12 protein-coding genes are annotated in these 12,062 nt (G+C 63.4%); all 12 read left to right on the forward strand.

Annotation, left to right across the window (positions count from 1 at the left end; translation table 11 throughout):
- Positions 1-3 precede the first annotated feature (3 nt).
- The 12 genes from fliF to fliP all read left to right on the forward strand — a co-directional run bounded on the left by fliF (position 4) and on the right by fliP (position 12,060).
- The gene (gene fliF / locus ACZ415_RS03355) at positions 4-1,776 is read left to right on the forward strand and encodes a flagellar basal-body MS-ring/collar protein FliF (protein WP_344701226.1); all 1,773 of its coding nucleotides are present in this window, start codon (positions 4-6) and stop codon (positions 1,774-1,776) included.
- Positions 1,773-2,777 carry a flagellar motor switch protein FliG gene (gene fliG / locus ACZ415_RS03360; protein WP_344701228.1) on the forward strand — a complete coding sequence of 335 codons (1,005 nt, stop codon included), beginning with the start codon at positions 1,773-1,775 and terminating at the stop codon, positions 2,775-2,777. Before fliF ends, fliG begins: the two co-directional genes overlap by 4 nt.
- Complete coding sequence (locus tag ACZ415_RS03365) at positions 2,770-3,534, forward strand: flagellar assembly protein FliH (RefSeq protein WP_344701230.1); 765 nt, start codon at positions 2,770-2,772, stop codon at positions 3,532-3,534. The genes fliG and ACZ415_RS03365 overlap by 8 nt, the downstream gene beginning before the upstream one ends.
- Before the next feature lie 15 nt (positions 3,535-3,549).
- Positions 3,550-4,968 carry a flagellar protein export ATPase FliI gene (fliI, locus tag ACZ415_RS03370; protein WP_344701232.1) on the forward strand — a complete coding sequence of 473 codons (1,419 nt, stop codon included), beginning with the start codon at positions 3,550-3,552 and terminating at the stop codon, positions 4,966-4,968.
- Positions 4,965-5,417 carry a flagellar export protein FliJ gene (gene fliJ, locus ACZ415_RS03375; RefSeq protein ID WP_344701234.1) on the forward strand — a complete coding sequence of 151 codons (453 nt, stop codon included), beginning with the start codon at positions 4,965-4,967 and terminating at the stop codon, positions 5,415-5,417. The genes fliI and fliJ overlap by 4 nt, the downstream gene beginning before the upstream one ends.
- A 315-nt stretch (positions 5,418-5,732) precedes the next feature.
- On the forward strand, positions 5,733-7,103 hold the full coding sequence (gene iscB, locus ACZ415_RS03380) for an RNA-guided endonuclease IscB (RefSeq protein WP_464387750.1): 1,371 nt from the start codon (positions 5,733-5,735) through the stop codon (positions 7,101-7,103).
- Between the two features lie 72 nt (positions 7,104-7,175).
- Positions 7,176-8,507 carry a flagellar hook-length control protein FliK gene (locus ACZ415_RS03385; protein ID WP_344703390.1) on the forward strand — a complete coding sequence of 444 codons (1,332 nt, stop codon included), beginning with the start codon at positions 7,176-7,178 and terminating at the stop codon, positions 8,505-8,507.
- A gap of 148 nt (positions 8,508-8,655) precedes the next feature.
- Complete coding sequence (gene fliL / locus ACZ415_RS03390) at positions 8,656-9,132, forward strand: flagellar basal body-associated protein FliL (protein ID WP_344703388.1); 477 nt, start codon at positions 8,656-8,658, stop codon at positions 9,130-9,132.
- Positions 9,133-9,153: 21 nt separating this feature from the next.
- Positions 9,154-10,212: a flagellar motor switch protein FliM gene (gene fliM / locus ACZ415_RS03395; RefSeq protein WP_344703386.1), complete on the forward strand. Its 1,059-nt coding sequence runs from the start codon at positions 9,154-9,156 to the stop codon at positions 10,210-10,212.
- Positions 10,209-10,829: a flagellar motor switch protein FliN gene (gene fliN / locus ACZ415_RS03400; RefSeq protein ID WP_344703384.1), complete on the forward strand. Its 621-nt coding sequence runs from the start codon at positions 10,209-10,211 to the stop codon at positions 10,827-10,829. The genes fliM and fliN overlap by 4 nt, the downstream gene beginning before the upstream one ends.
- Entirely contained in the window at positions 10,826-11,266 is a 441-nt protein-coding gene (gene fliO, locus ACZ415_RS03405; RefSeq protein WP_344703382.1) for a flagellar biosynthetic protein FliO, read from the forward strand. Before fliN ends, fliO begins: the two co-directional genes overlap by 4 nt.
- Positions 11,263-12,060, forward strand: a complete 798-nt coding sequence (fliP, locus tag ACZ415_RS03410) for a flagellar type III secretion system pore protein FliP (RefSeq protein ID WP_344703380.1) — start codon at positions 11,263-11,265, stop codon at positions 12,058-12,060. The genes fliO and fliP overlap by 4 nt, the downstream gene beginning before the upstream one ends.
- Positions 12,061-12,062 lie beyond the last annotated feature (2 nt).

Below are 12,062 nucleotides of genomic sequence, written 5' to 3' on the forward strand. Positions count from 1 at the left end.
GGGATGAGCGAAACCGGTGCAACGGCAGGCCGTCAAAACACAAGCGCTGCCTCGCAAAGCGGCGCAAACCGCAGCGACAGCGCCGCGTCAATGACCGGGCGCATCACACAGCAGCTGCGCAGCAACCCGCTGGTTGCCCTGCTCATTGCCGGGGCGGCCAGCATTGCCGTTGTCGCGGCCCTTTTGATGTGGGCCAGCAGTCCCGACTACCGGGTGCTGTATAACAACCTCGATCAGGCCGACGGCGGACGCATCATTACCGAGCTTGACAGTCGCGGCGTGCCCTATCGCTTCAGCAACGGCGGCCAGGCGCTGATGGTGCCCGGCGAAAAAGTACACACCCTGCGCCTGCAGCTCGCCGAACAGGGCCTGCCGCAGGGAGGCAACGTAGGGCTGGAGCTGCTTGACGATCAAGCCTTCGGCATCAGCCAGTTCGCCGAGCAGGTCAACTACCAGCGCGGTCTGGAAGGCGAGCTGGCCCGCTCCATCGAGTCGCTGGGCCCGGTCAAGGAGGTCCGCGTTCATCTTTCCATGGCCAAACCGTCGGTGTTCATCCGTGACCGCGAGCCGGCCAAGGCCTCGGTGGTACTCACGCTGCTGCCCGGCCGCGTGCTGGGCCAGGGGCAGGTCAGCGCCGTGGTGCACATGGTGTCCAGCAGCGTGCCCGAGCTGGCCGCCCAGGACGTCACGGTCGTCAACCAGAACGGCCGTTTGCTGTCGGCCGATACCGGCCAAAACAGCGACCTGGACGGCTCGCAGCTCAAGTACATTGCCGAAGTCGAGCGCTCCTACCAGCAGCGCATCGAAAATATCCTGACCCCGATTGTCGGCGCCGAAAACGTGCGCGCCCAGGTGGCCGCCCAGATCGACTTCTCCCAGCGCGAGCAAACCTCGGAAACCTACGGCCCCAACCAGCCGCCCAACCAGGCCGCCGTGCGCAGCCGCCAGCTCAGCGTCTCGCTTAACGGCGACGACCCACTGGCATCGGGCGTTCCCGGCGCCTTGAGCAATACGCCCCCGGGCGCGGCCATCTCACCGATCAACGCCGCCGACGAGCCGGCAGAGGACGGCCAGGACAATCCGCCAAACAACGCCCAGGCGGGCGAAGGCGAGGACAGCAGCTCGGTCAGCCGTCTCAACCAGGACGACGTCATCAACTACGAGGTTGACCGCAACGTTGAGCACGTACAGTACCGTCGGGGCCAGGTGCAGCGCCTTAGCGCTGCGGTGGTGGTGGACTACCGCGACGAACAAAACGAGGAAGGCGAATGGCAACAGGTCGCTCTAAGCGACGAAGAAGTCAGCCAGATCAAAAGCCTGGTACGCCAGGCCATGGGCTTTACACCGGTGCGCGGCGATGCCATCGAAGTTGTGAACACGCCCTTCGCCAACGTCGTCGAGGAAGAAACCGTAACGCCCTGGTGGCAGCAGCGCGACGTGCTGACCCTGCTGGCAAGCTTGGGCCGCTACCTGCTGGTCGGTCTTGCGGTGCTGCTGCTCTACCTGCTGATTTTGCGTCCGCTGATCAAGCGCTACACACAGCCGCCGGCTATGGCATCCGCGCCCGGCGCTACGCTGAGCACAAGCGTCGGCGAAGATGACAGCGACGCAGACACCGCCGAAGGCAGCGAGGCCGATGACGGCTCGTACGAAAAACCCAAGCGCAAGCGCAAAACGTCGCTTTACGAACACAACCTCAACGATCTGCGCGAAATGGCCCAGGAAGATCCGCGCATGGTCGCCATGATTCTTCGCAGCTGGATGAACGCCCAATGAGCGCAGTTGAAGCAATGAGCGGCGCCCGCAAGAGCGCCATTTTGTTACTCGCCCTGGACGAAGACAGCGCCGCTGACGTCTTTCGTTACATGGGGGCCAACGAAGTACAGGAAATCAGCCTGGAGATGACCCGTCTCCAGCAGGTATCCCACGAAGATATGAAAGCCGTGCTGGAAGCCTTTCACAAGGAAACCGAAGATTTTGTCGCCCTCAACCTCAACTCCAGCGACCATGTTCGCTCGGTGCTGACCAAAGCGCTGGGCAGCGAACGCGCGACCAGCCTGATCGAAGACATTCTCGAAACCACCGGCGAAAGCTCCGGTATCGACTCGCTGAACCTGATGGAAGCCTCGATGGTCGCCGAGCTGATCCGCGACGAGCACCCCCAGATCATCGCTACCATTTTGGTACACCTGGAGCGCCATCAGGCCGCCGACGTTTTGGAGCTTTTCGACGAGAAGCTGCGCAACGACGTGGTGCTGCGCGTTGCCACCTTCAGCGGCGTGCAGCCCGCCGCGCTGCAGGAATTGACCGAGGTACTCAGCAGCATGCTCGACGGCCAGAACCTCAAGCGCAGCAAGATGGGCGGGGTACGCACCGCCGCCGAAATTCTCAACCTGATGAACTCGTCCCAGGAAGAAGTCGCCATCGAGACGGTGCGCTCCCACAGCGAAGATCTGGCGCAGAAAATCATCGACGAAATGTTTTTGTTCGAAAACCTGCTCGACCTGGACAACCGCGCCATTCAAATGGTGCTTCAAGAGGTCGAGACCAACTCGCTGGTGGTCGCACTCAAAGGCGCCGAAGACGTGCTGGTGGACAAGTTTTTGCGCAACATGTCCCAGCGCGCCGCCGATCTGATTCGCGAAGACATGGAAGCCCGCGGACCGATCCGCGTCTCTCAGGTGGAAACCGAACAGAAAGCCATTCTGCAGATCGTACGCCGCCTTGCCGACGCCGGCGAGGTAGTGCTGGCCGGTGGAGACGACGCCTATGTCTGATCGCCCCGGCGCCGAATTCGACCGCGACGGCAGCTGGCAGCGCTGGCAAATGGGCGAGCTCAAGCAGCCCACGCGCGCCAAAGACCCCCAGCCCGGCGCCTCCCAGCAGCAGCGCCGCGCGGCCGCAGCGCGCAAGGCCGCCGAACAGGCGCGCCAGCGCGAAGCCGAAAAACGTCAGGAAGAATACGCCAAACTCCGCCAGCAGGCCGAAGAAGACGGCTATAAAGCCGGCTTTGAGCGTGGCCGAGAGGAAGGCCGGGAGCAGGGGCTAAGCGAAGGCCGCCAACAGGCCCAGCAGGAGCTGGAAAAGCAGCTCAAGGAAACGCTGGCCCCGCTTGAGCCCCTGGCGCGACGCTTTACCCAGGCGCTGGACCAGCTTGACGACAGCGTGGCGCAGTCGCTGGTTGAACTTGCCCTGTCCACGGGCAAGTACCTGGCCGGCGACGCGCTAAGCGCCTCGCCCGAGCAGGTACTGGAGACCGTACGCGCACTGCTGCACACCGAGCCGCCGCTGGTAGGCCAGCAGCGGCTGTGGCTACACCCCGACGACCACGCGCTCGTCGCTCACCACATGGGTGACGAGCTCGACGCCGCCGGCTGGAAGCTCCAGCCCGACGCCCAGCTGGCCCGTGGCGACTGCCGCATCACCAGCGAACAGGGCGAAGTGGACGCCACCTTCGAAAGCCGCTGGCAAGCCATCAACGCACGCAAACGCACGCGCGACAGCGCCACCGGCGCGTCCGACACCGATGCATGAGGCCACTGTAACACCATGAGCCACACCTCCTGCCCTCACCAGCAGCGCTGGCATACCGTGCTGCGCCGCACCCAGCAGCGGGTCGAGCGCCTGCCGCGCACCCGCATCAGCGGACGCGTGGTGCGCGCCACGGGCATGGTGATCGAAGTGGTCGGGCTGAAGGTGGCCGTGGGCAGCGCCTGTCACATTGAGCTGCCCGGCATGGACGACCGCCCGGGGCAGCGCCGCCGCCAGGCCGAGGCCGAAGTGGTAGGGTTTGCCGGCGACAAACTATACCTCATGCCCCTGGAAGAAATATCCGGGCTTATGCCCGGCGCGCGCGTCACACCGCTGGGCGAAAACAGCGGCCACAGCGCCCGGCGTTTCCCGCTGGGCGAAAGCCTGCTGGGCCGCGTGATCGACGGCAACGGCACGCCGCTGGATGACGCTGAGCCGCTGGACGAAGCGCCCCGCGACACCCTCGATACGCCACCGCTCAACCCGCTGTCACGCGCGCCCATCGACACCCAGATTGACGTGGGCATCCGCGCCATCAACGCGCTGTTAAGCGTCGGCCGCGGCCAGCGCATGGGGCTGTTTGCCGGCTCCGGGGTCGGCAAGTCAGTGCTTTTGGGCATGATGGCGCGCTATACCCGAGCGGACGTCATCGTCGTCGGGCTCATTGGCGAGCGCGGCCGCGAAGTGCAGGATTTTATCGACAACATTCTCGGCCCCGAGGGCCGCCGGCGCGCTGTCGTGGTCGCCGCCCCGGCGGATACCTCGCCGCTGCAGCGCCTGCAGGGGGCGGCCTACGCCACCCGGCTTGCAGAAAACTTCCGCGACGACGGCCATGACGTGCTGCTGATCATGGATTCGCTGACTCGCTACGCCATGGCCCAGCGTGAAATCGCCCTGGCCATCGGCGAGCCGCCGGCCACCAAAGGCTATCCGCCGTCGGTATTCGCCAAGCTGCCCGGGCTTGTGGAGCGCGCAGGCAACGCCGAGCACGGCGGCGGCTCCATCACCGCCTTTTATACCGTGCTCACCGAAGGCGACGACCAGCAAGACCCCATTGCCGACTCGGCCAGGGCCATCCTTGACGGCCACATTGTGCTCTCGCGCAGCCTGGCTGAAGCTGGGCACTATCCGGCCATCGATATCGAGGCTTCGATCAGCCGTGCGATGACCGCCATCACCGATGCAGCCCAGCAGCGCCAAGCGCGGCGACTCAAGCAGCTTTTTTCACGCTACCAGCGCAACCGTGACCTGATCAGCGTCGGCGCCTATACCCCCGGGCACGATCCGCAGCTGGACGAGGCCGTCAATCGCTTCCCCGATCTTGAACGCTTCCTCCAGCAGAACATTGAGGAATGTGCGACGATAGACGCCTCGCGACAGGCGCTGGCCAACGTTACCGGCCAGCCGACGCAGGCCTCAGCAGGAGGGCAAGGATGAGTCATTCGCAGCTCGACATGCTCAGCGACCTGGCCCGGCAGGCCCGGGATCAGGCCGGGCAAACGCTCGCTCAGGAGCGCCAGGCCGAGCAGCAAACCACCGCCCAGCTTGACGCGCTCAAGCGTTACCGCGCCGAGTACAGCGCGCGCTTTCAGGCGGCCATGCGCGAGGGTATCGACCCTGCCAGCATGTACAATTATCAGCAGTTTCTCGCCTCGCTGGACACCGCGCTTGAGCGCGCGCGCCAGGCTCTCAACGAACAACAGCAGCGAGTGGCGAAAAGCCAGACGCAGTGGCGCCAGCAGCAGCGTGCGCTCTCGTCCTACGACACCCTGACGGAGCGCCGCCTGCGCCAGGCGCAGCAGCGCCAAGGCCGTCAGGAACAAAAACACAACGACGACCTGGTCAACAGCCGCACGGCACGCCGGCTGTCGGAAGCATCGTATTAACGGCGAAGGGGATTGCCGTCAACTACCTCTCCCTGAAGGGAGAGGCTTGTGAAAGCAGGCCCGGTTGACCAGGGAGAGCGGGCAACATGGCCACTACGTTGATAGCAGGTCGTCAAGACTCACCGCCGAATGCTTCCTCAGTTCGGCGCTCTGAAAGGTCGGGATCATGCGGGCGCAAGGTAAAACGCCGAAGGTTCTGACCGCTGCTGATAGCGTATCGTCGGCAGGAGCCGGTTATCGACATTCCCGAGGGGAGACGGATCGAACGATCCGCGACACAAGGCCCGTAAGGGCATTGATCAGGAGGAAATCGCCATGGCGGTTTTCGTGTGGGATAAACACAAGCAGCCGTTGATGCCGTGCAGCGAAAAGCGTGCCCGGCTGCTGCTGAAACGCGGTCGCGCCGTGGTGCATAAACGCTACCCGTTCACGATACGACTCAGGGATCGGGTGGGCGGCGACACGCAACCGCTTCGCCTGGGCATTGACCCCGGCAGCAAGACCACGGGACTGGCGCTGATGCGTGAATCGGACGGTGAGCAGCGCCATGTGCTGTGTCTGTTCGAGCTTTTGCATCGCGGCTTCCAGATCAAAAAGGCGCTGGAGCAGCGCGCCGCGTTTCGGCGCCGCCGCCGTTCGGCCCATCTGCGCTACCGGGCGCCACGGTTTAACAACCGCACGCGCAAAGCCGGTTGGTTGCCGCCCAGCCTGCAGCATCAAGTCGATACAGTGATGGCGTGGGTAAAGCGGCTAAGCAAGCTCGCCCCCATCACCGCGCTGGATAAGGAGCTGGTGCGCTTTGATACCCAGCGGCTCGACAATCCGGAGATAAGCGGCGTCGAGTACCAGCAAGGCACGCTGCTCGGTTACGAGGTGCGGGAGTATCTGCTGGAAAAGTGGGGGCGGGCATGTGCCTACTGCGGCGCCACCGAGACGCCGTTGGAAGTCGAGCATGTTGAACCACGCAGCCGGGGCGGTTCCAGCCGCATCAGCAATTTGGCTCTGTCGTGTCATAACTGCAACCAGGCGAAGGATACGTTGCCGCTGGCGGACTTTTTCGCCACCGACAAGGGCTTGAAGAAGCGCCTCAAGGCCAATGGTCTGTCGGCAAGCGCGCAGCTTGAGCGCGTACAGCGCCAACTCAAGCAACCGCTACGCGATGCCAGTGCAGTCAATACGACCCGCTGGGCGCTGTTTAATGCCCTCAAGGCCACCGGCTTGCCGGTGACGGTCGGCACGGGTGGCCGTACCAAATACAACCGCCAGCGCCTCGGTATTCCCAAAACTCACGCCCTGGATGCCGCTTGCGTCGGTCCAATGGACGCCCTGCACCAATGGCAAGTGCCAACGCTGACGATCAAGGCCACCGGGCGCGGCAGCTATCAGCGTACTCGGCTGACCCGGCACGGTTTCCCTCGAGGCTACCTGATGCGACAAAAACAGGTACACGGTTTTCAGACCGGCGACATGGTGAAAGCCATCATCCCCGCCGGCAGGAAAGCCGGCACGCATACGGGCCGTGTAGCCGTCCGCAAAACCGGCCGCTTCAACATCCAAAGCCAGCAAGAGGCAGTGCAAGGCATTTCGTACCAATACTGCACCCTGATTCAGCGCGGTGATGGCTACGGCTACCACCTCACACCATCCATCAACTACAAGGGAGGAGCGGGACAGGCGGTAGCGTAATCCCGGTCGTGCTGCGCACGACGCGCTATTCCTCCCGGCACTCGAAGTACCGGGTATCCCGCGCAAGTTCTGATGAACCTTCACGCTTTGCTCGCCAACACTGCATCGCAGGGGCAGCCCGAAACGGGCGCACGCCGCTCCGCAGAAGGCACACAGGCCGGCAGCTTTTCCCGGGCGCTGGGCCAGGCAACGGCGTCCGGTGCCGGCCACCTTGAGCGCTCGCGTCCGGCTGCCGACCCGGGCAACGCCGCTAGCGCCCAGCGCATTGATCGCCAGCTGGAAGCGCTGGGGCTCAGCAAAGCCCAGCGGCAAAGCAGCGAAATACAGGCGCTGATGGAACACATTCGTCAACACCCTGAAATGGCCCAGGCGCTGCAGACGCTTGCCGACACGCTCAGCCCCGGCACGCCCCAGGCCGCGCCGGCCTTGTCCGGCAACACACCCGAGCTCAACGATATTGCACAGCGGCTGGATCTGCTGGCCGAATTCAGCCCGTCAGCCGGCAGCGATAGCCAGGCAGCGCAATGGCGCGAGGCGCTGGACGATCTGCTGCAGAGCGAGGGCGACGGCTCGCCGGCAGCACCGCTGGCCGGGCTGCTGGCCGCCATGACCCAAACCGCCGGCGGCAGCGATAAAGCGCTGCCGACGCAGAGCAGCGGCCTGTCCGTGGACGCGCTGCTGGCCCAGGGCAACAGCCAGCCCCGGCAGGCAGGCGACGCCGCAGCCCTCGCCGGTCGTCCCGCAGAAACCGCTGCCCTCGCCAGCGCACTTGCAAGCGCCAGCCAGACAAGCCAGGACGGCGCGATCAGCGTTTCTGCCTCGCCCCTGAACGGCACGGCGCTACGCGCGGCCTTGACCACCGCCAGCGATGCCGCCGGCCATGCCTCGCCCCAGGCGCTCACCGGTGCACTGGCGTCCGCCGGTGGCAATAGCGCCGCCGGCATGGCCGGCGCACCGGCTCAGGCAAGCGTGGCCGCACCGCTGGGAAGCCCCGCCTGGCCCCAGCAGCTAGGCCAACAGCTGGCCCAGTTCAGCCGGCGCGGCGGCGAACAGCAGGTGCAGCTGCAAATACATCCGGCCGAGCTGGGGCCGCTTTCCGTCTCGCTGAAAGTCAGCGAGCACGGCGGCACCCAGGCGCATTTCCTCTCCTCGCACGCCCAGGTGCGCCAGGTGGTTGAACAGGCCATTCCCCAGCTGCGCGAAGCGCTGGCCGAACAGGGCATTGCCCTGGGCAACACCTCGGTGGGCGAACAGACATCCGGGGACGAACCGGCTTTCGCCAACGGCGGGCAGCCCGGTACGGCCGCCGGCAGCGGCGCTGATGCCGAAGGAGCGGAGAGCCTTGAGCCGGCGACCCGCGCACAAACGCTAGCCGTTGACGGCCGCGTTGACCTTTATGCTTGATACCTGAACGTGAAAAGCGTTGCTGCTTTATACAAGCCGGCATACGAAACGCAAAGATGGGCTCCCAAGGCGGGCCTGTTCCTTTCATCAAGCGCGAAGATCTGGGGCATAATGTCCGGTTCGCGCACGACATAGACAGGAAATACATATGGCAGAAGCAAGCGGCGGTTCCAAAAAACTGCTCTGGATCATGGTGATTTTGGTGGTGCTCTCGTCGCTCGGGGCAGCCGCTGCCATCTACATGGTCATGAGCAAAGGCGGCGATGCCGACGCCAGCGCGGCCGCACAGGAGGTCGCCGAGCCAAAATCACCGATTTTTCAGAAGATCGAGCCGTTTACCGTTAATCTGGCCGGTGATCGCAGCGGTTCTCGCCTGCTGTATACCGGCATTACCCTACGCGTAGGCGACGAGCAGAGCAAAAAGCTGCTTGCCGATCACATGCCACAGGTACGCAGCCGCCTGCTGCTGCTGCTGTCGGACAAGCAGGCCAGCGAGCTTTCCACGCCCCAGGGCAAGGAAAAACTGTCTGCCGCCATTATCGACCGGCTGAGCCAGCCGCTTACCGAAAACCAGCCTCCCCTGGATCTTCGCGAAGTGCTGTTCACCGAGTTTATCGTGCAATAATCCCGCCCATCCGGAGCCATCATGTCGCAGGACGATTTACTGTCCCAGGAAGAAATTGATGCCCTGCTGAAAGGGGTCAGCGGTGACGATGAGCCGGCGACACCATCGGCTCAGCAGGATAGCGAACCCTCACGCATACGCCCTTACGACCCGTCGACCCAGCACCGCGTCATTCGCGAACGCCTGCATGCACTGGACTTCATCAACGAGCGGTTTGCACGTTATTTCCGTACCGGGCTTTTCAATCTTATTCGGCGCAGCGCCGACATTACCGTGGAGTCGGTGCGCTATCAGAGCTTCAGCGACTTCTCGCGTAACGTGCCGGTGCCGACCAACCTCAACCTCGTGGCCTTGAAACCGCTACGCGGCTCAGCGCTGGTGGTATTTCCCCCCAGCCTGGTGTTCATGGTGGTGGACAACCTGTTCGGCGGCGACGGACGCTTTGTCACCAAGTCAGACGGTCGCGATTTCACCAACACCGAGCAGCGCATCATTCAGCGCATGCTCAACCTGGCCATTGAGGCCTATCAGCAGGCCTGGAAAGTCGTGTACCCGCTGGATATCAGCTTTCTGCGCTCTGAAGTGCAGTCCAAGTTTGCCAACATCACCAACTCGCCCAACGAAATCGTGGTGAACACCAAGTTCAACCTGGAAGTGGGTAACCTTTCCAGCAGCTTTCAGATCTGTATACCCTACGCCATGATCGAGCCGCTGCGTGATCTGCTGGCCAACCCGATCAACGACAGCAACCACGACCAGGACGGCTCATGGAATCGGCGCATGGCCGCCGAGCTGCGCCATTCCGAAATCGAGCTGGTGGCCGAGTTCGCCCACATTGCCAGCCACATCGGCCAGGTCATGGGGCTCAAACAGGGCGATGTGCTACCCGTCGACATTCCCGACACCGTAACGGCCCACGTTAACGGTGTGCCGGTCATGGAATGCCAGTTTGGCAGCCAGAACCAGCAGCGCGCCCTGCGCGTACAGAAAATGTTTGATCACGCCGCCATGAACAACATATCGCCCAGCGACTTCACCGCCAAGTCGACGCGACAGAAAGCCAAGGAATCCAACGCATGACTGATCCCAATAAGCCGGATGATCAGACGCCCTCTGATGAGCCGTCCGCGACGCAAAGCCACAATGCTAGCGACCCGCAGAGCGTGTCCGACGACGACTGGGCGGCAGCCATGTCCGAACAGGGCGTAAGCGAAAACGACGCTGCCGATGCGGCGTTTGACCAGGCCGGCGCGGCACCGGACAGCGGCGAGGAAGCCGACCCCTGGGCCGCTGCCATGGCCGAGCAGCAGGCTGCGGAACAACAAGAGCCGGCAGAGGACGATTCCACAGCCCAGCAAGCGCCGCAGCCCCAGGCGCGGGAAGCCAGCAGCGACGTGTTTCCGCCCCTGGGCGGTGAACAGACCAGCGATACCTCGCGGGATCTGGAAATGATCATGGACATTCCGGTCAAGCTGACCGTCGAGCTGGGGCGCACCCGGCTGACGATCAAGCAGCTGCTGGAGCTGGCACAGGGATCGGTGGTGGAGCTGGACGGCCTGGCCGGCGAGCCCATGGATATCCTGATCAACGGCTATCTCATCGCACAGGGCGAGGTGGTCGTGATCGAAGACAAGTACGGCATTCGCATCACCGAAATCATTACGCCTTCCGAACGTATTCATAAGCTCAACCGATGAACGCTGATACCGCCTCAAGCAGCGCCGCGGATGCCGTCGGCAGCAGCGAGACGCTGCTGGGCATGGCCGCCCTGGGCAAGACGGCGGCAGCGCTGGGGCTGGTCATTGCCATCATCCTGGTGTGCACCGTGCTGCTCAAGCGCTGGCAAAAGCGCTATCAGCCACACAGCACTCGCCTTCAGGTCGTCGGCAGCGCTGCGGTGGGCAGCCGCGAACGCGTGGTGATCGTCGAGCTTAACGACACCTGGCTGGTGCTTGGCGTAGGCAGCGGGCGCGTCAACAAGCTTCACGAGTGCCCGGCACCGCCGCGCCAGCCTGACGCAGCACCCGATGCGCCCTCGGCTTCGGGGTTCGCTGCGCACTTTGCCCATGCCCTGCACAAGTCGAATCCACACCAGACGCCTCCCACTCGCTCAACCCGCAAACGTTCGCTATGAACCACAGGTACAGGCGGTCAACTCGTCTCTCGCGCTGCTGCCCGACACTCGGCGGCATCCTGCTCTGCTTGCTGCTACTTGCCGGTTTTACGCTGTCAGGCACGGCGCTGGCCCAGTCCATCCCCGGCGTAGTGACCCAGCCGCTGGAAGACGGCGGGCAAAAATGGTCGCTGTCGCTGCAGACGCTGCTGTTTTTAAGCTCGCTGGCGTTTCTGCCTGCCCTGCTGCTGATGATGACCAGCTTCACCCGCATCATTATCGTGCTGAGCCTTCTACGTACCGCCATGGGCACCCAGGCCACGCCGCCCAACCAGGTGCTGCTCGGTATTGCCCTGTTTTTGACTTTTTTCATCATGTCGCCGGTGCTCGATCAGGTCTACACCACCGCTTGGGTACCGCTGACCGAAGACAATATCGGGCTGGAAGAGTTTTTGCGGCTGGCTCAGGCGCCGTTTCGAGAATTCATGCTGGCGCAAACGCGGGAGCCGGATATTTCTCTGTTTGTGCGCCTGGCCGATATCGGCCCGCTGCAGGGCCCGGAAGAGCTGCCCATGCGCGTGCTGCTGCCGTCTTTTGTCACCAGCGAGCTCAAAACGGCGTTCCAGATCGGCTTTACCATCTTTATTCCGTTTTTGATCATTGATCTGGTCGTCGCCAGTACGCTGATGGCGCTGGGTATGATGATGGTGCCGCCCATCACAATTTCGCTGCCGTTCAAGCTGATGCTGTTTGTGCTGGTAGACGGCTGGCAGCTGATTATCGGCTCCATGGCGGAAAGCTTCTATATCATTTAGCG

Source organism: Halomonas cibimaris (assembly GCF_055379665.1).

What these genes read in the sequence shown, in the direction of transcription:
- fliF (WP_344701226.1), top strand. Translation starts at nt 4, where the DNA reads ATGAGCGAAACCGGTGCAACGGCAGGCCGTCAAAACACAAGCGCTGCC.
- fliG (WP_344701228.1), top strand. Translation starts at nt 1,773, where the DNA reads ATGAGCGCAGTTGAAGCAATGAGCGGCGCCCGCAAGAGCGCCATTTTG.
- ACZ415_RS03365 (WP_344701230.1), top strand. Translation starts at nt 2,770, where the DNA reads ATGTCTGATCGCCCCGGCGCCGAATTCGACCGCGACGGCAGCTGGCAG.
- fliI (WP_344701232.1), top strand. Translation starts at nt 3,550, where the DNA reads ATGAGCCACACCTCCTGCCCTCACCAGCAGCGCTGGCATACCGTGCTG.
- fliJ (WP_344701234.1), top strand. Translation starts at nt 4,965, where the DNA reads ATGAGTCATTCGCAGCTCGACATGCTCAGCGACCTGGCCCGGCAGGCC.
- iscB (WP_464387750.1), top strand. Translation starts at nt 5,733, where the DNA reads ATGGCGGTTTTCGTGTGGGATAAACACAAGCAGCCGTTGATGCCGTGC.
- ACZ415_RS03385 (WP_344703390.1), top strand. Translation starts at nt 7,176, where the DNA reads ATGAACCTTCACGCTTTGCTCGCCAACACTGCATCGCAGGGGCAGCCC.
- fliL (WP_344703388.1), top strand. Translation starts at nt 8,656, where the DNA reads ATGGCAGAAGCAAGCGGCGGTTCCAAAAAACTGCTCTGGATCATGGTG.
- fliM (WP_344703386.1), top strand. Translation starts at nt 9,154, where the DNA reads ATGTCGCAGGACGATTTACTGTCCCAGGAAGAAATTGATGCCCTGCTG.
- fliN (WP_344703384.1), top strand. Translation starts at nt 10,209, where the DNA reads ATGACTGATCCCAATAAGCCGGATGATCAGACGCCCTCTGATGAGCCG.
- fliO (WP_344703382.1), top strand. Translation starts at nt 10,826, where the DNA reads ATGAACGCTGATACCGCCTCAAGCAGCGCCGCGGATGCCGTCGGCAGC.
- fliP (WP_344703380.1), top strand. Translation starts at nt 11,263, where the DNA reads ATGAACCACAGGTACAGGCGGTCAACTCGTCTCTCGCGCTGCTGCCCG.